General features: G+C 74.3%; 18 protein-coding genes. 9 read left to right on the forward strand and 9 right to left on the reverse strand.

Annotated elements, in window-relative coordinates; genetic code table 11:
- Positions 1-77 precede the first annotated feature (77 nt).
- Positions 78-1,934, forward strand: coding sequence for a S9 family peptidase (locus O2W20_RS13550; protein ID WP_269172105.1), 1,857 nt, complete (start codon positions 78-80; stop codon positions 1,932-1,934).
- Positions 1,935-1,941: 7 nt separating this feature from the next.
- Positions 1,942-3,417, forward strand: coding sequence for a circularly permuted type 2 ATP-grasp protein (locus O2W20_RS13555; protein ID WP_269172104.1), 1,476 nt, complete (start codon positions 1,942-1,944; stop codon positions 3,415-3,417).
- A gap of 54 nt (positions 3,418-3,471) precedes the next feature.
- Here O2W20_RS13555 and serC read toward each other — a convergent pair whose 3' ends face one another.
- Together serC and O2W20_RS13565 are read right to left on the reverse strand one after the other, a co-directional pair.
- On the reverse strand, positions 3,472-4,587 hold the full coding sequence (gene serC / locus O2W20_RS13560) for a phosphoserine transaminase (RefSeq protein ID WP_269172103.1): 1,116 nt from the start codon (positions 4,585-4,587) through the stop codon (positions 3,472-3,474).
- Between the two features lie 29 nt (positions 4,588-4,616).
- A complete protein-coding gene (locus O2W20_RS13565; protein WP_269172102.1) occupies positions 4,617-5,747 on the reverse strand; it encodes a citrate synthase 2 in 1,131 nt (376 codons plus the stop codon).
- A 143-nt stretch (positions 5,748-5,890) separates the two neighbouring features.
- Here O2W20_RS13565 and pdxH point away from each other — a divergent pair, with 143 nt between their 5' ends.
- From pdxH to O2W20_RS13580, 3 genes are all read left to right on the forward strand, one after another.
- Positions 5,891-6,538, forward strand: a complete 648-nt coding sequence (gene pdxH, locus O2W20_RS13570) for a pyridoxamine 5'-phosphate oxidase (RefSeq protein ID WP_269172101.1) — start codon at positions 5,891-5,893, stop codon at positions 6,536-6,538.
- A gap of 125 nt (positions 6,539-6,663) precedes the next feature.
- Complete coding sequence (locus tag O2W20_RS13575) at positions 6,664-7,971, forward strand: MFS transporter (RefSeq protein WP_269185506.1); 1,308 nt, start codon at positions 6,664-6,666, stop codon at positions 7,969-7,971.
- 111 nt (positions 7,972-8,082) lie between these two features.
- Positions 8,083-9,264 (forward strand): glucose-1-phosphate adenylyltransferase family protein, encoded by a 1,182-nt coding sequence (locus tag O2W20_RS13580; protein WP_269172099.1) that lies wholly within the window; start codon positions 8,083-8,085, stop codon positions 9,262-9,264.
- A 44-nt stretch (positions 9,265-9,308) separates the two neighbouring features.
- On the opposite strand, the gene O2W20_RS13585 is transcribed toward O2W20_RS13580, so the two are convergent.
- Positions 9,309-9,992, reverse strand: a complete 684-nt coding sequence (locus tag O2W20_RS13585; RefSeq protein ID WP_269172098.1) for a UdgX family uracil-DNA binding protein — start codon at positions 9,990-9,992, stop codon at positions 9,309-9,311.
- Between the two features lie 139 nt (positions 9,993-10,131).
- On the opposite strand from O2W20_RS13585, the gene O2W20_RS13590 reads away from it, so the two are divergent.
- Together O2W20_RS13590 and O2W20_RS13595 are read left to right on the forward strand one after the other, a co-directional pair.
- Complete coding sequence (locus tag O2W20_RS13590; protein WP_269172097.1) at positions 10,132-11,040, forward strand: ABC transporter ATP-binding protein; 909 nt, start codon at positions 10,132-10,134, stop codon at positions 11,038-11,040.
- A complete protein-coding gene (locus O2W20_RS13595; protein WP_269172096.1) occupies positions 11,037-12,239 on the forward strand; it encodes an ABC transporter permease in 1,203 nt (400 codons plus the stop codon). The genes O2W20_RS13590 and O2W20_RS13595 overlap by 4 nt, the downstream gene beginning before the upstream one ends.
- Before the next feature lie 52 nt (positions 12,240-12,291).
- On the opposite strand, the gene O2W20_RS13600 is transcribed toward O2W20_RS13595, so the two are convergent.
- Entirely contained in the window at positions 12,292-13,209 is a 918-nt protein-coding gene (locus tag O2W20_RS13600; RefSeq protein ID WP_269172095.1) for an SMP-30/gluconolactonase/LRE family protein, read from the reverse strand.
- A gap of 55 nt (positions 13,210-13,264) precedes the next feature.
- Between O2W20_RS13600 and ppc the strand changes: the two genes are divergently transcribed.
- Positions 13,265-16,084 (forward strand): phosphoenolpyruvate carboxylase, encoded by a 2,820-nt coding sequence (gene ppc / locus O2W20_RS13605; RefSeq protein WP_269172094.1) that lies wholly within the window; start codon positions 13,265-13,267, stop codon positions 16,082-16,084.
- Positions 16,085-16,179: 95 nt separating this feature from the next.
- On the opposite strand, the gene O2W20_RS13610 is transcribed toward ppc, so the two are convergent.
- Together O2W20_RS13610 and O2W20_RS13615 are read right to left on the reverse strand one after the other, a co-directional pair.
- On the reverse strand, positions 16,180-17,310 hold the full coding sequence (locus O2W20_RS13610) for an aminotransferase-like domain-containing protein (protein WP_269172093.1): 1,131 nt from the start codon (positions 17,308-17,310) through the stop codon (positions 16,180-16,182).
- Between the two features lie 34 nt (positions 17,311-17,344).
- The gene (locus O2W20_RS13615; RefSeq protein ID WP_269172092.1) at positions 17,345-18,772 is read right to left on the reverse strand and encodes an FAD-dependent oxidoreductase; all 1,428 of its coding nucleotides are present in this window, start codon (positions 18,770-18,772) and stop codon (positions 17,345-17,347) included.
- 81 nt (positions 18,773-18,853) lie between these two features.
- On the opposite strand from O2W20_RS13615, the gene O2W20_RS13620 reads away from it, so the two are divergent.
- Positions 18,854-19,165 carry a putative quinol monooxygenase gene (locus O2W20_RS13620; protein ID WP_269172091.1) on the forward strand — a complete coding sequence of 104 codons (312 nt, stop codon included), beginning with the start codon at positions 18,854-18,856 and terminating at the stop codon, positions 19,163-19,165.
- A 71-nt stretch (positions 19,166-19,236) separates the two neighbouring features.
- Here O2W20_RS13620 and O2W20_RS13625 read toward each other — a convergent pair whose 3' ends face one another.
- The 3 genes from O2W20_RS13625 to O2W20_RS13635 form a co-directional block, all read right to left on the reverse strand.
- A complete protein-coding gene (locus O2W20_RS13625) occupies positions 19,237-20,046 on the reverse strand; it encodes an Fpg/Nei family DNA glycosylase (protein ID WP_269172090.1) in 810 nt (269 codons plus the stop codon).
- Positions 20,047-20,154: 108 nt separating this feature from the next.
- Entirely contained in the window at positions 20,155-21,522 is a 1,368-nt protein-coding gene (locus O2W20_RS13630) for a cryptochrome/photolyase family protein (protein WP_269172089.1), read from the reverse strand.
- A gap of 42 nt (positions 21,523-21,564) precedes the next feature.
- Positions 21,565-21,885: a GNAT family N-acetyltransferase gene (locus O2W20_RS13635; protein ID WP_269172088.1), complete on the reverse strand. Its 321-nt coding sequence runs from the start codon at positions 21,883-21,885 to the stop codon at positions 21,565-21,567.
- Positions 21,886-22,271: the final 386 nt, after the last annotated feature.

Below are 22,271 nucleotides of genomic sequence, written 5' to 3' on the forward strand. Positions count from 1 at the left end.
GGGGGGCGACGGACGGCGTGGTCCACGCGATCTCATCCCGTCGCGCCGACCCACCGATCCCCGACCGAGGAGGTGCCATGACCGACGTGCTGCGCGAGGCCGGCCTCCCCACCGAGGTGCGCCTCGCCGTCGCCGAGATCGCCGGAGCACCGGGCGCCTGGTGCCCCAGCCTGGCGCCGACCGGGGACCGCGTGGCCTACGTCAGCGACCGCTCCGGCGTCCCCCGGCTGGAGGTCGCGGCGCTGGACCAGCAGACCCCGCCCGCGGTGCTGTCCGGTGTCGAGGAGGAGGTCGTCTCGGTCGCGTGGTCGCCGGACGGCGAGTGGCTGGCCTACCTGGTGAGCCCCGGCGGCTCCATCTGCGCGCAGCTGTGGGCCGTGCGGCCCGACGGCACCGACCGGCACCTGGTGGCCGGGCAGGACCCACGCGCCACCGTCTTCGCCGGCGGGTGGACCGCAGGGGGCCACTACGTCTGCTCGATCGCGCCCGGGGACGGCCCGGGCGCCGACGTCGTCCTGGTCGACGTGGTCAGCGGCGCGCACCGCACCCTGGCCACCGACGGCTTCCTCGCCGTCACCGCGGTCTCCGCGGACGAGCGCACAGTGCTGGCCCGGCGGGGTCCGCGCGGGCACCGGCACATCGTGCTGGTCGACGTCGCCACCGGCGTCCAACGGCGGGTCATCCCGCTCACCGCCCCCGGGGGCGGCGCCTCCGAGGACGGCCGGTCCGCCCCGGACGGCTCGGCCGTCTTCCTCCGCGCCGCCCTCCCGGCGCGGCCCGGTCTCCCGCGCAGCGACCGCACGGGCCTGTTCCGCGTCCCGCTGGACGCCGATCGGCAGCCGGGCCCGGCACAGGTGCTCATCGCCCGCCCCGACGCCGACCTGGACTCCTACGCCGTGCGCGCCGACGGCACGGTGCTGTGCGTCTGGAACGCCGACGGGGTCACCGAACTGGAGCTGCGGGACCTCACCGACGGCGGTCTGCTGCGTGCCGTGGCGCTGCCGCACCCGGTCATGCCCGGCTGGTCGCTGTCGGCCGACGGCGGGACGTTGCTCGCCGAGCTGACCGGCCCCACCTCCCCCCGGTCGCTGTGGTCGGTCCCGCTGACCGTCGACGGGGAGCCGGTGCCGCTGCCCAGCACGCCCCGCCACCCCGACCCGCGCCTGCTGGTCACGCCGGTCCGGCTGCGCTACGCGGCCGCCGACGGCACCGAGCTGGACGGCTGGCTCTACACCCCGCCGGGGCCGGCCGGCCCCAACCGCACGGTGGTGAGCTTCCACGGCGGCCCGGAGGGGCAGGAACGCCCGGACTACCACCCGGTGGCACAGTCGCTGGTCGCGGTGGGGCTGACCGTCTTCGCGCCGAACGTGCGGGGTTCGGGAGGGCACGGCCGGGCGTTCATGGCCGCCGACGACCTGGCCGCCCGGGAGGAGTCGTTCACCGACGTCGTCGCCACCGTCGAGCACCTGGTGGCCGAGGGGATCGCGCTGCCGGGCAGGGTCGGTTCGCACGGCTGGTCCTACGGCGGCTACCTGACGCTGGTGGCGCTCACCCGCTGGCCGGACCTGTTCGCCGCCGGCGCGACGCTGGCCGGGATGAGCGACCTGCGCACCTTCTTCGCGGGCACCGAGCCGTGGATGGCGGCGGCCTCGGTTACCGAGTACGGCGACCCGGTGACCGACCGGGACATGTTGGCCGCGATCTCCCCGATGACCGTGCTGGACCGGCTCCGGTCCCCGGTGCTGCTCACCCACGGCGACCGGGACACCAACGTGCCGGTGCTGGAGTCGATCCAGGCGCACCAGGAGCTGACCGCCCTCGGCGCCCCGGTCGAGCTGCTCCTCCTGCGGGGTGAGGGTCACACGATCGTGGGACGGGAGAACCTGCTGCACCTGTCGGAGCGGGTCGCGGAGTGGTTCGATCGCTGGCTGTGAGCCCGCGATGACCGACGCCTCCGGCGTCTTCGCGCCCTACCCCGGCTCGGCACGGGACGAGGCGGTGGGCGCGGCAGGGTCGCTCCGGCCGGCCTACCGGCCCGTGCTGCAGGTGCTCGACGAGCTCGGCCCCGGCGGGATCGGCGCGCTCGTCGACGCGGTGGCCGGGGAACGCCGGGACCGCGGGGTGGTGGTCGGCGGCCACGTCGACGGCCGGCTGCAGGAGCGGCCGCTCCCGCTGTGCCCGGTGCCCCGCCTGCTCTCCGCCGCCGACTGGTCCTCCGTCGCCCGCGGCGCCGAGCAGCGGCACCGGGCGCTGAACGCCTTCCTCGCCGACGTCTACCGCCCGGCCGGGCGGCGGCGCACCGACGCCGACCGGCATGCCGAGGTGGTCCGCGCCGGCGTCGTGCCGGCGTGGGTGGTCGCCGCCAGCCCGGGGCTCCGTGCCTCGGCGGCCGGCCTGGCCGTGCCCGGCCAGCCGCGGGTCGCCGTCTCCGGCCTGGACCTGCGGCACGGCCCCGCGGGGTGGGTGGCGGTCGCGGACGACCTGTCGACGCCCTCGGGCCTCGGGCACGCGATCAGCGACCGGGTCAGCAGCCGGGCCGCGCTGCCGGAGCTGCACGCCGCGGCGGAGGCCGCGGGGCTCACCGACCCGGGCGAGGCGGTGCCGCTGCTGCGCGCGGCGCTGGCCGAGGCCGCCCCGCCGGCGTGCACCGGCTCCCCCCAGCTGGCGGTGCTCTCCGAGGGGCCGCACAGCAGCAGCTGGTTCGAGCACCGGTTGCTGGCCGCGGCGATGGACGTCCCGATCGCCACGCCGGACACCCTCTGGCCGGCTCGCGGTGGCGGCGTGGCGGTGCAGGTGGACGGGCAGCGGCTGCGGGTCGACGTGCTCCACCGACAGCTGGACGAGGCCGGGCTGGCCGCGCACCTGACGCCGAGCGGGGCGGCACTGGACGTGCTGCTCGGTGCCGCGGTGCGGGCCGGGGAGCTGGCGCTGGCCAACGTGCCGGGCAACGGCGTGGCCGACGGCGAGGCCACCTACCGGTACGTGCCGGAGCTGATCCGGTTCTACCTCGGTGAGGAGCCGGTGCTGGACACCGTGCGCACCTGGCTGCTGGCCGACGAGGCCGACCTCGCCGAGGTGCGCGACCGGCTGCACGAGCTGGTCGTGCGGCCGGTCGACGGGTACGGCGGTTCCGGGGTGGTGGTCGGGCCCCGCTGCTCGGCGGCCGAGCTGGCCGAGCTGCAGGCGGAGGTGGCGGCCACGCCGCACCGCTTCATCGCCCAGGAACCGGTCGACGGTTCCACGGTGCCCACCGTCGTCGGCGGCGCGCTGGTGCCGCGGGCCGCCGGGCTGCGGGTGTTCACCGTCGCCGGTGCCACCACCACCCGGGCACTGCCCGCGCCGTGGACCCGGATGGCCCTGGCCGACGGATCAGCCGTGCTGGACGGCAGCAGCAAGGACACCTGGCTGCTGCCCTGAAGCGCCCCCGTCCTCCGCACCCCTGGTGAGCCGGGGGCGCGGAGGACGGGACCGTCAGAGCTCGCCGACCACGTGGTCGATGCAGGCGGTCAGCGCGCTGACGTCGTCCGGGTCGACCGCCGGGAACATGCCCACCCGCAGCTGGTTGCGGCCCAGCTTGCGGTACGGCTCGACGTCCACGACGCCGTGCGCGCGCAGCGTCGCAGCGACCAGCGCGGCGTCGACCGACTCGTCGAAGTCGACCGTGCCGACGACGAAGGAGCGCTGCTCCGGGTCGGCGACGAACGGCGAGGTGTAGGAGGTCTTCTCCGCCCACCCGTAGAGCCGGCTCGAGGACTCCTCGCTCCGCGCCACGGCACCGGAGAGCCCACCCAGGCTGAGCATCCACTCGATCTGGTCGGCCAGCAGGAACAGCGTGGCGACCGCCGGGGTGTTGTAGGTCTGGTCCTTGCCGGAGTTGTCCACGGCGATCGACAGGTCCAGGAAACCCGGGATCCAGCGGCCCGAGGCCTTGATCTCGGCCACCCGCTCCAGGGCCGCGGCCGACATCAGCGCGATCCACAGGCCGCCGTCGCTGGCGAAGGACTTCTGCGGGGCGAAGTAGTAGACGTCGGTCTGCGCGACGTCGACCGGCAGCCCGCCGGCACCGGACGTCGCGTCGATGAGCACGAGGGCGTCGGCGTCGATCCCCGCCGGGCGGGAGACCGGCGCCATGACCCCCGTCGAGGTCTCGTTGTGCGCCCATGCGTAGGCGTCGACCCCGGCCTCGGCCTCGGGGAGCGCCAGCGAGCCGGGCGCGGCCTTGGTGATCACCGGCGCGTCCAGGAACGGCGCCTCGGCGACCCCGGAGGCGAACTTCGCCGAGAACTCGCCGTAGCTCCCGTGCGCGCTGCGCTGCCGGATCAGGCCGATGGTGGCGGCGTCCCAGAACGCCGTCGTCCCGCCGTTGCCGAGCACCACCTCGTAGCCGTCGGGCAGGTCGAAGAGCTGGGACAGGCCCTCCCGGACCCGCCGGACCAGGCCCTTCACCGGCGCTTGCCGGTGCGAGGTGCCCATCAGGCCGACCCCGGAGGTCGCCAGGGACTGCAGCGCCTCGGGGCGGACCTTGGAGGGGCCGCACCCGAAGCGGCCGTCCCGGGGGAGCAGGTCGGTGGGGATCGTGATGCTCATCTGCGGTGTGCCTCTCAGGTCGTCCTGCGTCAGGCGGGGGCGGGCTCGCTGATCGTCTTGGTCTGGATGGTGTCCCAGCCCTTGACGGCCTCGGGCTTGCGCGGATCGGGCCCGACGTAGCGCGCCGACGGGCGCACCAGCCGGCCGGTGTTCTTCTGCTCCAGGATGTGCGCGCACCAGCCGGCCGTGCGGGCGCAGCTGAACATCGAGGTGAACATGTGGCTGGGCACCTCGGCGAAGTCCAGCACGATCGCCGCCCAGAACTCGACGTTGGTCTCGATCGGCCGGTCGGGACGACGCTCGCGCAGCTCCTGCAGCGCCGCCTGCTCCAGGGCCAGGGCGGCCTCGAAGCGGGGTGCGCCGAGCTCCTCGGCGGCGCGGCGCAGCACCCGGGCGCGGGGGTCCTCGGCGCGGTAGACGCGGTGCCCGAAGCCCATCAGCCGGTCGCCCTTGTCGAGCAGGTCCTTGACGAACCGCGTCGCGTCACCGGAGGCCTCCACGCCGTCCAACATGTGCAGCACCCGGGAGGGGGCGCCGCCGTGCAGCGGGCCGGACATCGCCCCGATCGCCCCGGACAGCGAGGCGGCGACGTCGGCGCCGGTGGAGGCGATGACCCGGGCGGTGAACGTGGAGGCGTTCATGCCGTGCTCGGCGGCCGAGGTCCAGTAGGCGTCGACGGCGGCGACGTGCCGCGGGTCGGGCTCTCCGCGCCAGCGCACCATGAACCGCTCGACGATGCTGGAGGCCTCGTCGATCCGCTTCTGCGGCACGGCCGGGATCCCGATGCCCCGCGCCGACTGGGCCACGTAGGACAGCGCCATGACCGCGGCGCGGGCCAGCTCGTCGCGCGCCTCCTCGGCGGAGATGTCCAGCAGCGGGCGGTAGCCCCAGATCGGGGTCAGCATCGCCAGCGCGGCCTGCACGTCGACCCGGACGTCGCCGGTGTGCACCGGGATCGGGAACGGCTCGGCCGGGGGCAGACCGGGGCCGAACTCCCCGTCGACCAGCAGCGCCCAGACGTTGCCGAAGGTGACCTTGCCGACCAGGTCCTCGATGTCGACGCCGCGGTAGCGCAGCGCCCCACCGTCCTTGTCCGGCTCCGCGATGGTGGTCTCGAAGGCGATGACGCCCTCCAGGCCCGGTACGAAGTCGTCGGCCATCTCGCATGCTCCTCTGCGCGCGGGTGGGGACGGACGCTGGTCAGCGCACGACGAGCCTCAACTTAGGGGCTGGCCGGCCCCGGGGTGCACCCCGGCTCCCGGCCAGCGGGCGGTGCGCGCTGCAACGGTGACAGCATGAGCCGGTGGCCGACCTGATCCGCATGCGCAGGGACTACGACGACGGTGCCTTCGGCGAGGAGGGCCTCGCGGCCACCTGGGTGGAGCAGTTCGACCGTTGGTTCGGCGACGCCGTCGCCGCCGAGCTCCCCGAGCCCAACGCCATGGTGGTGGCCACCGCGGACGCCGACGGCATGCCCGATGCCCGCGTCGTGCTGATGAAGGGCTACGACGTCGACGGGTTCGTCTTCGGCACCAACTACGCCTCGGCCAAGGCCGCCCAGCTGGCCGTCAACCCCCGGGCGGCGCTGGTCTTCCCCTGGCACGCCCAGCAGCGGCAGGTCCGGGTGGCCGGTGCCGTCGAGCGGGTCGGGCCGACCGCCTCGGACCTGCTGTGGGACCCGCGGCCCCGCGGCTCGCAGCTGGCCGCCGCCGCCTCGATCCAGTCGACGGTGGTGGAGTCCCGCGAACTGCTGCGCACCCGGGTGGCCGAGCTGGACGCCCAGACCCCGCCCGGGCAGCTGCCCCGGCCGGAGAACTGGGGCGGCTACCGGGTGCTGCCCGAGCGGGTGGAGTTCTGGCAGGGCGGCCATGACCGCCTGCACGACCGGCTGGTGTTCGTGCGCGATGACGAGGAAGGCGGCGGCTGGGTCGTGCAGCGCCTCGCCCCGTGAGGCCCGGCAACCAAAGGGGCCAAGATCGCGACTTTGGCCCCGACGAACCACTCGACCCGGACCACCAAGATGGCCATCTTGGTGGTGGCGTCGGCCCGGTCGATCCGGTCGAGGGCGGGCTGCCGGTGGAGCAGCCGCAGCCGGTGACCCGCCGGCGCGGCTGGGCGCTGGACACCACGCCGCTGCGCAACCGCGCCTACCGCCGGGTCTTCGGTGGTGTCGCGGTGACGATGCTCGGCCAGCAGATGACGCTGGTCGCCGTCCCCTACCAGGTCTACGAGCTGACCGGCTCCTCGCTGATGGTCGGGCTCACCTCGGTGGTCGCGCTGGTGCCGCTGGTCGTCTTCGGCCTGCTCGGCGGTGCGATCGCCGACGCCATGGACCGCCGCGTGCTGATGCTGATCAGCTCCACGGGTGCCGCGGTCACCAGTGCGCTGCTGGCTGTGCAGGCCCTGCTGCCCGGGGACGGGCACGTCAGCGTGCTGTGGCTGCTGGCCGCCGCCGTCTCGGGGTTCGCCGCGGTCAACCAGCCGGCGCGCAGCGCGGTGATCCCGGCGCTGGTCGGGCCGGAGCAGGTCGCGGCGGCGAACGCGCTGGCGATGACGGTGCGCCAGGCGGGCGTGATCGTCGGGCCGCTGCTGGCCGGTCTGCTGATCGGCCTGGGCGACCTCTCGATCGTCTACACGATCGACGCGCTGGGCTTCGTCGCCGCCGTCCTGCTGCTGCGCGGGCTGCCGCCGCTGCCGCCGGAGGGCGTCTCCGGCCCGCTGCGGCTCGGCGCGGCGGTGCGCGGGGTGGGGGAGGGGTTCGCCTTCCTGCGCACCCAGCCGGTGCTGCTGATGACGTTCGTCGTCGACCTCATCGCGATGCTGTTCGCCTGGCCGCAGGCTGTCTTCCCCGAGCTGTCCCAGACGGCCTACCGCGGCGACGCGAACAGCCTGGGATGGCTGTTCGCCGGGGTGTCGATCGGCTCGCTGCTGATGGGGCTGACCTCCGGGTGGGTGAGCCGGGTCGACCGGCAGGGCGCCGTCGTGCTGGGCGCCATCGCCGTGTGGGGCGTGGCGATCATCGGCTTCGGGCTCGCCTCGACGCTCTGGCTGGCGGTGCTCTGCCTCGCCGTCGCGGGGGCCGGCGACATGGTCAGCGCGGTGCTGCGCTCGGCGATGCTGCAGACGGCGGCGCCGGACGAGATGCGCGGCCGGATGCAGGGCGTGTTCATCGTGGTCGTGGCCGGTGGGCCGCGGCTGGGCGACCTGCGCGCCGGGCTGATGGCCAGCAGCGTCGGGGTCACCGCCGCGATGGTCTCCGGCGGCGTGGTGATCGTGGTCGCCATGGCGGTCGTGGCCGTCGCGGTCCCGTCGTTCTGGCTGTTCCGGGCGTCACGGGCCGACGAGGTGGCCCGGGACGCCCGCCGCCGCCTGGCGGCCGACTGACCCTCCGCCATCGGTCATGAGCCGCTGCCTCAGCCGTGGCGAGGCAGGGCTGGGTGGCCAACGGCGTGTGTGTGGGGCGTGAGCCGGGCTCCGGCGGGTAGCTGTGCGGGCATGGCGCTCCCGCGGGTCCTCGTCCTCGTCCTCGCCGGTGGCAAGGGCAGCCGCCTGGAACTGCTGACCGAGACCCGGGCCAAGCCCGCCGTCCCGTTCGCCGGGGTCTACCGGCTCATCGACTTCCCGCTGTCCAACTGTGAGCACTCCCAGATCCCCGACGTGTGGGTGTCCGAGCAGTACCAGCCGCAGTCGGTGAACGAGCACCTGGCCGGCGGCCGCCCGTGGGACCTGGACCGCAGCACCGGCGGACTGATGATGCTTCCGCCCTTCCAGGGCAGCGAGCGGGGCGGCTTCACCATGGGCACCGCCGACGGGCTGTGGCGGCAGGCCGAGCTGATCCGGCAGTTCGGCGCCGACGCGCTCGTGGTGGTCAGCTCCGACGTGGTCTACAAGCTCGACTACCGCGCTGTCGTCGACGCCCACCTGGGCTCCGGCGCCGAGGTCACCATGGTGACCACGGAGGTCGACCCGGACGACGCCGCCCGCTACGGCATCGTCCAGACCGCGGGTGACGGGAAGGTCACCGACTACGCCTACAAGCCCGACGAGCCGGCGACGACGACGGCCACCAACGAGGTCTTCGTCTTCTCCCCGACGGAGACCCTCGACCGGCTCGAGGCGATCCAGGACCAGGTCGGTGACGAGGGCCTGGAGGACCTGGGCACCCACCTGCTGCCGGCGCAGACGAAGGACGGCCTGGCCCGGGCGTACCCGCTGGACGGCTACTGGCGGGACGTCGGCACCGTCGAGTCCTACTGGGAGGCGCACCGCGAGTTCCGCTGCGAGGAGCCCCCGATCGACCTGGACGAGAAGAGCTGGCCCATCCACACTCGCGGCGGCCGGCACAGCGCCGCGCGACTGCTGCGCGGGGCGGTGGTCGAGGACACCCTGGTCTCCGGCGGCACCCGCGTGGCCGGGGAGGTCCGCGGCTCGGTGCTGTCGCCGGGCGTGATCGTCGAGCCGGGGGCGACCGTCATCGACTCGGTGCTGCTGCCCGGCGCGCGGGTGCGCGCCGGGGCCACCGTCACCCGCACCGTCCTGGACGACGGGGTGACGGTGGGGGAGCGGGCGACCGTCGGCGGGGACGGCGCGATCACCCTGGTCGGCCGGCGGGCGACGGTGGAGGCCGGCAGCGAGCTCTCCGCCGGGGCCCGCTACCCGGAGCCCGAGAAGGACTGACACCCGTGAGGGGCCGAAATCGCGACTTTGGCCCCTCGCGGGTGTCAGGCGAGGGTGTGGGCGACGACCCGGAGGTCGGTCACGAGCGCGTCGTAGGCGGCGGCCCGGGCGTCGTCCGGCGTCCGGAGCACGGCCGAGGGATGGCTGGTGGCGAGCACCCAGGTCTGGTGCGGGGCGTCCTCGTCCTGGTCGGCGTCGGGGAGCGCCGCCTCCGCAGCGCGGACGCCCGGCGGGGTCCACGGCAGCAGCTGCCCGTGTTCGCGGGTGATCCGGAACGACGGTGAGATCAGCGCCTTGGCCGCCACCGCGCCCAGGCAGACGACCACCTCCGGCTGAAGGACGGCGAACTCCGCCTCCAGCCACGGGCGGCAGGCCAGCAGGTGCTCCGCCCCCGGCGACTGGTGGATCCGGCGCTTGGGGGTGGGCTTGAACCGGAAGTGCTTGACCGCGTTCGTCACGTAGGCGTCGCGCCGGTCGATGCCGGCCTCGGTCAGTGCCCGGTCCAGCAGCTTCCCGGCCGGGCCGACGAACGGCTCGCCGGTGCGGTCCTCCTGGTCGCCCGGCTGCTCGCCGACGAAGACGACCCGCGCCGTCTCCGGACCCTCGCCGAAGACCGTCTGGGTGGCCGGCTCACCGAGCTCGCACGCCCGGCAGCCGGCCGCCGCCTCCCGCAGCCCGGCCAGGCCCACGCCGCTGGGCACCTGGGCGGGGTGGTTGCGTTCGCTCATGGGTCGATGACACCCGACCGGGGGCGCCACCGCAGCCCGAGATCAGCTGTTCACTTGACGATGCGGAAAGTGATGCGACAGGCTCCCAGTCGTTGCGGATGGCAAGGGCTGCTCGCACACGACGGACACCGGAGGAGCAGTGCTCGAGTTCGATGGCCTGTACAAGGCCTACGGCAGCAACCAGGTGCTCGAGGGGGTGAGCTTCGCCGTGGCCCCGGGGCAGATGTTCGGCTTCTGCGGGTCCAACGGGGCGGGGAAGACCACCACGATGCGGATCGCCATGGGGCTCGCGCGCGCCGACGCCGGGGAGGTGCGCTGGTCGGGCCGGCCGGTCGACGAGATCGTCCGTCGCAGGATCGGCTACATGCCCGAGGAGCGCGGCCTCTACCCGAAGATGAAGGTCGGTGAGCAGCTGAGCTACTTCGCCCGGCTGCACGGGCTGGACGCCCGCGCCGCCGGTCGCGCCGCCGAGCACTGGGCCGAGCGGCTCGGGCTGGGGGAGCGGCGCGGCGATCGGGTGGAGAAGCTGTCGCTGGGCAACCAGCAGCGCGTGCAGCTGGCCGCCGCCCTGGTCAGCGAGCCCGACGTGCTGATCCTCGACGAGCCGTTCTCCGGGCTGGACCCGGTGGGCGTGGACTCCCTCGCCGAGGCGCTGCTCGAGCAGTGCCGGCGCGGCGTGCCCGTCGTCTTCTCCAGCCACCAGCTGGACCTCGTGGAGCGGCTCTGCGACGCGGTCGGCATCCTCGCCCGCGGCAAGATCGTCGCCAGCGGCACGGTTGACGAGCTGCGCTCCGCGGCCACGGGTCGGCAGTTGCGCGTCGTCGCCCCGGACGCGCCGAACGGCTGGGCCGCCGCCGTCCCCGGCGTGCGAGTGGTCTCCGAGCAGCGCGGCGACACCGTGCTGGAGCTGGCCCCGGGCGCCGACGACCAGCAGGTGCTGGCCGCCGCCCTGGCCACCGGCCGGGTCGCCCACTTCGCCTGGCGCGAACCGACCCTGGTCGAGCTCTTCCGGCACGCCGTCACCGACACCCGGGAGGTGGCGGCGTGACCGCGCCCGCATCCACCGACATCAAGCCGCACAGCCCGACGCAGCTCGTCCGGCTCGTCGCCGGCCGGGAGGTCTCCACCCGGATCCGGGACAAGGGCTTCCTGATCAGCTCTGCGGTGCTGATCGTGCTGATCATCGGCCTGATGGTCTTCCAAGTGATCATCGGCGGCGGGGAGTCGACCAGCCGGATCGGCCTGGTGGGGGGCGACCAGGCCGTCGAGCAGGTGCTGCAGCAGCAGGGCCGGGCGCTGGACACCGAGGTGACGGTGGTCCAGCTGGCCGACGAGGACGCCGCCCGCACCGCCGTGGCCGAGGAGGACGTCGAGGCCGCGCTGCTGGACCCGACCGGCAGCCGCCCCGAGCTCCTGGTGCAGACCGCGGGCGGGAGCGCCGAGGACCTCGTGCAGAGCGCCCTGGCCGCCCTCTCCGTGGCCGACCAGCTCAGCGAGGCCGGGGTGCAGCTCGACCCCGCCCCGGAGGTCGACGTCGTCGCCCTGGAGGGCGCCGAGGACGACCGCTCGCAGGCCACGATCGTCGCCCTGCTCGGGGTGGGGCTGCTGTACTTCCTCTTCATCCTCTTCGGGCAGTTCGTCGCGCAGGGCGTCGTCGAGGAGAAGTCCAGCCGGGTGGTCGAGCTGCTGCTGGCCACCATGCGCCCGTGGCAGCTGCTCGCCGGGAAGATCATCGGCCTGGGGGCGCTCGGGCTGCTGCAGACCGCGGTGATCGCCGTGGTCGGGGTCGCCGGGGCGCTGGCCTTCGACGTCATCGACCTGCCGGGGCAGCTCATCGGCACCGTGCTCAACGTGCTGGCCTGGTTCGTGATCGGCTACGCCTTCTACGCCGCGGTCTTCGCGGTGGCCGCCTCGCTGGTCAGCCGGCAGGAGGACCTGGGCAGCGTGCTGACGCCGACGACCATCCTGCTGGTGGTCGGGTTCGTCATCGCCCTGCAGGCCGCCCAGGACCCGGGCAGCACCCTGGCCACGGTGACCTCCTACGTGCCGGGTCTGTCGCCGATGGTGATGCCGGTGCGGCAGGCCGCGGGCGAGGCTGCGTGGTGGGAGGTCGGGCTCGCCGTCCTGCTGATGGTCCTGGCGATCGCCGTCATCGTCCGGATCGGTGGGCGGATCTACGCCGGGGCGCTGCTCCGCACCGGTGGCCGGCTCAAGCTGCGCGAGGCCCTGGCAGCAGAGAAGGCCTGACGCCTGTCCGCCCCGGGGCAGCGCACTCGACCCGGGGCGGACGGCGGGGCGGTCAGCGCTGGCGCAGGCCGCTGAGCGGACCGCGGTAGGCGTGCGCCGGCGGGCCGCTCACCCCGGGCCGCACGGTGAACAGCCGGCCGGCGTCGGGCTGGGCGGCCCGGGTGGCGTCGTCCATCCCGTGCACCGACGTGCTGATCGCCAACAGGTCGCCGGCGAAGGCGCAGCTGGTGGTGTTCTGCGCGTCGACCTCGACGACCGCGAGCAGCTCACCCTCGGGGGACCAGCGCCGCACCTGGGCACCGCCCCACAGCGCCGTCCAGAGACATCCCTCGTCGTCGACGGTGAGGCCGTCGGCGACGCCGGCCGGGTCGTCGCTGAAGTCCAGCAGCACCCGGCGCTCGCCGAAGGCGCCGGTGTCCAGGTCGTAGTCGAAGGCCCAGACCACCTGCTGCCCGGAGTCGGAGAGGTAGACGGTGCGGTCGTCGGGCGACCAGCCCAGCCCGTTGGAGATCGTGAGGCCGTCGAGCACGGTGCTGACCGTGCCGTCGACGTCGAGCCGGTAGAGGCGGCCGGCCCCGGGCCGCTCGTCGAAGGCCATGGTGCCGGCGAAGAACCGGCCGGCCCGGTCGCAGGCGCCGTCGTTCATCCGGGTGCCGCCCGCGGACTCCGAGCCCCCCTCCCCGGCGAGCTCGATCAGCACCTCCGCCGTGCCGTCGGCGGCCAGCCGGGTGAAGCCCGCCCCGGCGCCCAGCAGCCAGCCGCCGGCGGCCGCCGGGGCGACGAAGCCCACCGTCTCACCGCCGCGGTGCTCGGCCACCGGGACGACGTCGTCACCGCTGACGGTGCCGCGCCGGACGAGCCCCGCGGTGATGTCCACCCAGAGCAGTTCCTGCGCGGCGGCGTCCCAGATCGGGCCCTCTCCGTGCTCGGCCGGGACGGGGCTGGTCGGTGTCGCCTGCAGTCGGATCACCCGCCCATCCTCCCCGGGACACCGGGCCGTCACACCGGTTGCGGATACTGCCCCCGTGTCCGAAGCCACCGTCGACGTTGCCGACCTGCGCCCCTCCGGGGGTCCCACCGACCCGGACGACCGCACCGACGAGCCCTTGCGGGCCGACATCCGACTGCTGGGCCGAGTGCTCGGGGAGGTGATCGGCGAGCAGGCCGGCGCCGACGTCCTGGAGCTGGTCGAGGCCACCCGGGTCGAGGCCTTCCGGATCCGACGCTCCGAGGTGGGCCGCTCCGAGCTCGCCGACCGACTGGCCCAGCTCGACCTGCACGAGGCCAACCACGTCGTCCGGGCGTTCAGCCACTTCTCGCTGCTGGCCAACATCGCCGAGGACGTGCACCACGAGCGCCGCCGCCGGCACCACCGGCGGGAGGGCTCGCCCCCGCAGAAGGGGAGCCTGGCGGCGTCGCTGGACCTGCTGGACGAAGCCGGTCTCGACGGCGACACGGTGGCCCGTGAGCTGGCGGGCGCGCTCGTCGTCCCGGTGGTCACCGCGCACCCGACCGAGGTGCGCCGCCGGACGATCTCCCAGGTGCAGCAGCAGGTGACCGACCTGATCCGGCAGCGGGACGACGCCGGGCCGTACGGGATCGACGAGCGGGCCTGGGCGGCGCACCTGTCCCGCGAGGTGCTCACCCTCTGGCAGACGGCGCTGCTCCGGCTGTCCCGGCTGCGGCTGGCCGACGAGATCGACGAGGCGCTGCGCTACTACGACCTGTCGCTGTTCGAGGTCGTCCCGGAGATCAACACCGAGCTCCGCCAGGCCCTGCGCGCGCGCTGGCCGGACGCCGACCTGCTGGCCACCCCGATGCTGCAGCCGGGTTCCTGGATCGGCGGTGACCGGGACGGCAACCCGTTCGTCACCGCCGACGCCGTCCGCCGGGCGACCACCCGGCAGGCCGAGACGGCGCTGCGGCACCACCTCGCCGAGCTGATCTGCCTGGCCGACGAGCTGTCGATGTCCGACCGGCTGGTGACGCCGACCGACGAGCTGTACGCCCTGGCCGAGGCCTCCGGTGACGACTCCCCGTTCCGCGGGGACGAGCCCTACCGGCGGGCGCTGCGCGGGGTCTACCGGCGGCTGGCCGCGACCGCGCGGCGGGTGCTCGGCTCGGTGCCGGGGGAGGAGCCGGACGTCGACCTGCTGCCCTACGAGCTGCCCGAGGAGCTGATCGCCGACCTCACGACGGTCGACGCCTCGCTGCGCAGCCACGGGGCGGGTGCGCTGGCCGACGACCGGCTGGCCCGGCTGCGCGACGCGGTGGAGGTCTTCGGCTTCCACCTGTGCGGGCTGGACATGCGGCAGAACTCCGCAGTGCACGAGGAGGTGCTGGGCGAGCTGCTGGCCTGGGCCGGGGTGTGCGAGGACTACGCCGCACTCGACGAGGCGGCCCGGGTCGAGCTGCTCACCGGCGAGCTGCAGCTGCGCCGGCCGCTGGTGCGCCCCGGCGCCGAGCTCTCCGAGCTGGCCCGCGGCGAGCTGGACCTCCTGGTGGCGGCCGCCGAGCAGGTGGCGCTGCTCGGCCCACGGGCGATCCCGAACTACGTGATCAGCATGTGCGAGTCGGTCAGCGACGTGCTGGAGGTCGCCGTCCTGCTCAAGGAGGTCGGGCTGCTCGACCCGGGCGCCCAGACTCCGGACGGTGGGGTCGGTCCCACCTGCTCGGTGGGCATCTCCCCGCTGTTCGAGACGATCGGCGACCTGCAGGCCGCCGGCACGATCCTGGCCGCGATGCTCGACCAGCCGCTGTACCGGGCGCTGGTGGCCAACCGCGGCGACGACCAGGAGGTGATGCTCGGCTACAGCGACAGCAACAAGGACGGCGGCTACCTGGCCGCCAACTGGGCGCTGTACCGGGCCGAGCTGGCGCTGGTCGAGGTCGCCCGCGCGAACGGCATCCGGCTGCGGCTGTTCCACGGCCGCGGCGGCACCGTCGGCCGGGGCGGCGGCCCCAGCTACGAGGCGATCCGGGCGCAGCCGCCGGGCTCGGTCGCCGGGGCGCTGCGGATCACCGAGCAGGGCGAGGTGATCGCGGCCAAGTACGCCTCACCCGACCTGGCCCGCCGCAACCTGGAGGCGCTGGTCGCGGCCACCCTGGAGTCGACGCTGCTGGACATCGAGGGCCTCGGCGCGGACGCCGAGGACGTCTACGCGCTGCTGGACGACCTGGCGGCGCGGGCCCAGGGCGCCTACCGGGCGCTGGTGCACGAGACACCTGGCTTCGTCGAGTGGTTCCGCGCCGCGACCCCGATCCGGGAGCTGGCCGAGCTGAACATCGGCAGCCGGCCGCCGTCCCGCAAGGCCGGGGACAAGATCGCCGACCTGCGGGCGATCCCGTGGGTGTTCAGCTGGTCGCAGGCCCGAATCATGCTGCCCGGCTGGTACGGCACCGGGACGGCCCTGGAGTCCTGGGTCGACGGCTCGCCGGAGCGGCTGGCCCAGTTGCAGGACCTGCACCGGCGCTGGCCGTTCTTCCGCACCGTGCTGTCCAACATGGGGATGGTGCTGGCGAAGACCGACCTGGAGCTGGCCGCCCGGTACGCCGAGCTGGTGCCCGACGCGGAGCTGCGCGACCGGGTGTTCAGCCAGATCACCGCCGAGCACGAGCGGACGGTGCGGATGCTGCTGGCGGTCACCGGCGATGAGCAGCTGCTGGCCGACAACCCGTCGCTGGCCCGGTCGATCCGCAACCGGTTCCCCTACCTGGAGCCGCTGCACCACCTGCAGGTGGAGATGCTGCGCCGCCGCCGTGAGGGGGACGACGACGAGCTGGTGCGTCGCTGCATCCAGCTGTCGGTCAACGGCGTCGCCACCGCCCTGCGCAACAGCGGCTGAGGGAGTCCGGGCACGCTTGTGCTCTGCTCACCACCAGTGAGCAGAGCACAAGCGTGCCGACGGGTGGACAGCCGCGCCGGATGGCGCAGCGGCGCTCAGCTGCGGGCGGCCTCGATGGCGGCGGCCAGCCGGCGGACGCCCTCGTCGACGTCGCCGGGCTGCACGGCCGAGTAGGCCAGCCGGAACGAGTTCTCCCCGCCCTCGAGCAGGAAGTCGGTGCCCGGCACGATCGCCACCCCACGGGCGGCGGCCTCGGCGGTGATCCGGGCGACGTCGTGGCCCTCACCCTCGGGCAGCGACACCCAGAGGAAGTACCCGCCCTCGGGACGGCGGAAGGTCGCCTGCGGCAGGTGCTCGCGCAGCGCGTCGTCCAGCAGCCCGACCCGCTCGGCCAGCGCCGACTTCACCCGCTCCAGCGCGGCCGGGAACCGCTCGCCCTGCAGGTAGGCGTACACCGTGCCCTGGGCGACCATGTTCGGCGCGATGTAGGTGTTGGTGGCCCGGACCTGGATCTTCTTGATCAGCGCCGGCGGCCCGACCAAGTAGCCCACCCGGATGCCCGGGCAGACCGTCTTGGAGAACGACGAGGCGTAGACGACGTGCTCGCTGGCCGCGCCGCCGTCCAGCTCCAGCATCCGCGGCAGCGGCTCCCCGCTGAACCGGATGTCGACGTACGGGTCGTCCTCGAACAGCACGAAGTCGTGCTCGCGGGCCAGCTCCAGCAGCCGCTCGCGCTTGGCCAGCGAGAGCGTGTAGCCGGCCGGGTTCTGGAAGTTGGGGATGACGTGCGCCAGCGTCGGCCGCAGCCCGCCGTCGAGCAGGGCGGCGAGCTCGTCGACGGAGATGCCGTCCTCCTCGAGCGTCACCAGGTGCACGTCGGCGCCGCGGTTGCGCAGCCCGAGCAGGGTGCGGTCGTAGGTGGGCCGCTCGGTCACCACCGCGGCGCCCGGCGTGGCCAGCTCGTCGAAGAGGAAGGCGTCGGCCTGCATCGAGCCGTTGGTCACCAACACGTGCTCGACCGGGACGCCGTGCTTCTCGGCGATCCACGTCCGCAGCGGCACGTAGCCGACCGCCGTCCCGTAGCCGGTCATCCCGGCCGGGTCGGAGTCGAACGCGGCGACCGCGGCCTGCTTGAGCCCCTCGACGTCGACGATGTCGGTCGACGGAGCGCCGCGGGCGAAGGAGATCATCGTGGTGGCGGGCGAGGTCTGTGCTGAGCCGGTCACGAGACCGAGTCTGCCGTACCGCGCCACCCCCGGCTCAGCCCTCCTGCGCTGCCGCGGCGGCTCGGACGGCGTCCAGCAACTGCTGTCGGTCGTGCAGCGTGGTGCGGGCCCGGCCGTGGACGGCACCGAGGGCGATCTCGGCGGCGTCGATGGCCCGCCAGTCGGCCAGCAGCACGGGGTGCCCGCCGCGGGCGAGCAGGGTGTCGACCCAGTCGTCGTCCCCGCCGGGCGCCAGCACCCCGGCGGCGACGTCGGCCAGCAGCGAGGCGACGGTCTCCCGGGCGTCGTGCTTGTTGGTGCCGACGACGCCGGTCGGCCCCCGCTTGATCCACCCGGCCACGTACTCGCCCCGGCTGGCCTCGCCGTCGCGGAGCACCCGGCCGGCGTCGTGCGGCACGGTGCCTGCGGTCAGCGGCAGCCCCGGCAGCGGGTGCCCGCGGTAGCCGACCGAGCGCACCACCAGGTCGGCCGGGACGACGTCGAGCTCGCCGGTGCCCACCGCCCGGCCGTCCGCGTCGACCCGCGTGCGCTCCACCTCCACCCCGATGACCCGGTCCGTGCCGAGCAGGCGGACCGGGCGGGCGTGGAAGCGCAGCCGCACGCTCACCGCGCCGGGGGCGGCCTCGTGCCCGGCGTAGTCGGCGAGTGCGGCGAGGTTGCGGGCGACGTGCCGGTCCTCGGCGGCCAGCGCCGCGTCCCCGGCGTCGGTGAGGTCGGCTGGGTCGACCAGCACCGTCGCGGCGGCCAGGTGGCCCAGCTCGCGCAGCTCCTGGGTGGTGAAGCTGGCCTGTGCCGGGCCGCGGCGGCCGAGCACGGTGATCCGCTCGACCGGGGCGGCGGCCAGCGTGTCGAGCACGTGGTGCGGCATGTCGGTGGGGTGCAGCTCGGCGGGGGAGCGGGCGAGCACCCGGGCCACGTCGAGGGCCACGTTGCCCACGCCGACCACCACGACGTCCCGGGCCCGGGACACCAGCTCCTGGACCCGCGCCCGGTCGGCGTCGGGGTGCCCGCAGTACCAGGCGACGACGTCGGTGGCGGCCAGGCTGCCGGGAAGGTCCTCACCGGGGATGCCCAGCGTGCGGTCACCGGCCGCGCCGTAGGTGTAGACGACGGCGTCGACGTGCCGGCGGAGCTCGTCCAGGGCCAGGTCGGTGCCGATCTCCACGTTGCCGACGAAGCGCACCCGCTCGTGGTCCAGGGTGTGGTGCAGCGTCTCGCGCAGTGCCCGCATCTTCAGGTGGTCGGGGGCGATGCCGTGCCGCACCAGGCCGAACGGGGTGGGCAGCCGGTCGATCAGGTCGACGGCGACCGGGACGTCGTCCTGCCCGGCGAGGGCGTCGGCGGCGTAGATGCCCGCCGGTCCGGCACCGACGACGGCGACACGCAGCGGCCGTCCGGGCAGCGATCGGTCGGGCAGCGATCGGTCGGGCAGCGATCGGTCGGGCACAGTGGGTTCGGCCACGCCCGCATCGTCGTCCCGATGGCGGGTAGGCGCCAGGGTGAACCCGGGCAGCCGTGCCCGACCACCGCTGAGGAGCCCTGCGTGTCCATCACGATCGTCGCCACCATCTCGCCCAAGCCCGGCCGCGCCGACGCCGTCCGGGAGGCGTTCACCGCCGCCGTCCCGAAGGTGCACGAGGAGCCCGGCTGTGAGCTGTACGCCCTGCACGAGGACGGCTACGGGTTCGTGATGATCGAGCGCTGGGCGACCCAGGACGACGTCAAGGCGCACGGGGCCGGCGAGACGTTCAACCAGCTCACCGAGAGCGTCAAGGACGACCTGACCGAGCCGATCGGCGTCCGGCTGCTGCAGGCGGTGCCCGCCGGCGACGAGGCCAAGGGCGCCCTCCGCTGAAGGGGGCATAGGAGGCTCTTCACCCGGTTTCGCGCCGCAGACCGGGTGAAGAGCCTCCTGTGCCTCGTCCCCTAGACGGCCTGGCAGGTGGGGCACCAGAAGAGGTTGCGGCCGACCATGACCTCGCTGCGCACCTCGGTGCCGCAGATCCGGCAGGGCAGGCCCTGGCGGCGGTAGACGTAGTGCGCGTCCTCCCGGAGCGCCGGGCCGCGCCGGCGTTCGCGGTCGGCGCGCTCGGTGGTGACGATCCGGCCGGCCTTGACCCCGGCCTTCATCAGCGTCACCAGGTCGGCCCACAGCCGGTCCCAGAGCTGGGCGTCGACGTCCCGGCCCAGCCGGAAGGGACTCAGCCGCTGCCGGAACAGGACCTCGGCCCGGTAGACGTTCCCCACGCCGGCGAGCACGGCCTGGTCCATGAGCAGCTGGCCGATGGTGGTCCGGCTGCGGGAGATGCGGGCGAACGCCTTCGCCGGGTCCGACCGCCGGCGCAGCGGGTCCGGGCCCAGCCGGTCGAGGATCAACTGCACCTCGCCGTCGGTGATCAGGTCGCAGGCGGTGGCGCCGCGCAGGTCGGTCCACACGCCCTCGCCGTCCTCGCCCGGTCCCTCCCAGCGCATCCGCAGGGCGCCGCGGGGCGCGGGCGGCAGGCCGGTGCCGGAGGTGAACTTCCCGTAGAGCCCCAGGTGGACGTGCACGACGTCCGGGCCGAAGAAGGCGAACAGGTGCTTGCCGTAGGAGGTCACCTCGTCGAGCACCCGGCCGTCGAGCAGCTCGGCCTGAGCGGCGAAGCGGCCCTGTGGGCTGGTGACGTGCACCTCGCGGCCGGCGAACGCGGCCTGCTGCTCGCGGGCCAGCCGGAACAGGGTGTGGCCCTCAGGCACCGACGATCACGCCGCCCAGCTTCACCCGCGCGGGCCTCGTCCGCCACGACGGGCCCAGTGACCCAGCCGACACTGCTGGGGCCAAAGTCGCGACTTTGGCCCCAGGGTCTAGCGGGCGCGGACGGCGGCGTAGCGGTCGAGGGACACCTGGCGCTCGTGGGCGTGGTCGACGACCGGCTCGGGGTAGCCGGCCGGGACGCCGCCGGGCGCCGTCCACGGCTCGTGCACGTGCCTGGGGTCCAGGTCACGCAGCTCGGGCACCCAGCGCTTCACGTAGGCGCCGTCCGGGTCGAACTTCTTGCCCTGGGTGATCGGGTTGAACACCCGGTAGTACGGCGAGGCGTCGGTGCCGGTGCCGGCGACCCACTGCCAGCCGTGGTTGTTGCTGGCCAGGTCGCCGTCGACGAGGTGCTGCATGAAGTACCGCGCGCCGCGGGTCCACTCCTGGTGCAGGTCCTTGACCAGGAACGAGGCGACGATCATCCGCACCCGGTTGTGCACGTAGGCCTCCCCGAGCAGCTGCCGCATCCCGGCGTCGACGATCGGGAAGCCGGTGCGGCCGGTCTCCCATGCGCGCACCAGCTCCTCGGCGTCCGGCCCGGAGTCGTAGCCCATGCCCTGCAGCTGCGGGTTCAGGTACTCCCGGGCCGAGTCGGGCTGGTGCCACAGGACGTCGGCGTAGAAGTCGCGCCAGGCCAGCTCGTCGGTGTAGCGGCGCACCGACTCCGAGCCCTGCTCGGCAGCCAGGTCGGCGAGCAGCGTCCGCGGGTGGATGCAGCCGTACTTCAGGTACGCCGACAGCCGGCTGGTCCCGTTGGTGCCGGGGCGGTCGCGGCCGGCGTCGTAGCCGAGCAGCCGTTCGTCCCGGAACCGGTGCCAGGCCTCCAGGGCCGCGGCCTCGCCGGCCGGGGGGAGCTGGACGTCGTCCAGGTCGGGCCGCGGCGGAGGCTCCTCGGAGCGCACGCCGTGCTGCCACGGGACCGGGTCGGGGCGGACGGCGGGGGAGTGCCAGCCGTGCTCGCGCCAGGCGCGGGCGAACGGGGTGAACACCCGGAACGGCGTGCCGTCCCGCTTGACCACCCGGCCTGGCGCCACCGCGTACGGCGAGCCGGTGCGCACCAGCGGGACGTCGCCGAGTGCCCGCTCCACCGCCTGGTCGCGCCGCCGTCCGTACGGGCCGGCGTCGGCGGTGACGTGCACGCTCACCGCGTCCAGTTCGGCGACCAGCCGAGGGAGGACGGCGGCCGGGTCGCCGGTGCGCGTGACCAGGGCGCCGCCGGTCGAGGCGCCGAGCTCGGCCAGGCAGTCGAGCAGGAACCGCCGGCGCGGCTCGCCGGAGGGGCCGTAGAGCCGGTCGTCGAAGACGAAGACCGGGACGACGGCGCCCCCGAGCCCGGCGGCGTCGACGGCGGCGAGCAGGGCCGGGTGGTCGTCGAGGCGCAGGTCGCGGCGGAACCAGAGCAGGGCGGTGGGCACCCGGTCGAGCCTAGGAAGCCCCCGCCGGCGCCGCTGGGTGGATCAGCTGTGGGCGGGCGCCAGGCCGAAGGTGGGCCGGTCGGCCTCGGCGACGAGGTCCAGCTGCTCGGGGTGGTCGACCAGGTACTTGCGGATGAAGGAGCAGTAGGGGAGCACGTGCAGGCCGCGGTCGCGGGCGGCGCTGAGGACGGTGCCGACCAGCTGCGTCCCGAGGCCTCGGCCGCCCATCGCCGGGTCGATCTCGGTGTGCGGCAGGGTCATCACACCCTGGTCGACGTGGTAGCTGGCCAGGCCGACGACTCGCTCGCCGTCCCGGATCTCGAAGCGGCCCCGCTCGGGGACGTCGACGACCGTGATCTCCATCTGTGTTCTCCACCTCCCGCGCCTCCGGCGCCGTTGCCGGGGCTCGTACGTGCTGACACAAGGTAACGGTTGCGACACGGTGCCGCCCGCATCTCCTCCCACGCGTCGGGGACCCCACAGGTTCCCGGTACCACGCCCACCACAGTCGTCGATGCGGCGATCGGCTCGGGCTGAATGGCACTCCGTCGGGTGCCACATGGAGATCTGATGACGATTCCATGACATTGCGGCAACACGATTCTCGGTTGCCTTCGGGTCGCGCTCCACTCCAAATACCCGCAGCTCAGGCTGGTGACACCTGCCTGACGGTGCCGATCGCGACCATGCGGCGGAATTGTCGTTGTGCTGTTCGACACCCCATGCGCGTCACGACCGCATAACGGTGT

It is taken from the genome of Modestobacter sp. VKM Ac-2982, from assembly GCF_026967935.1.
GTDB lineage: Bacteria > Actinomycetota > Actinomycetes > Mycobacteriales > Geodermatophilaceae > Modestobacter.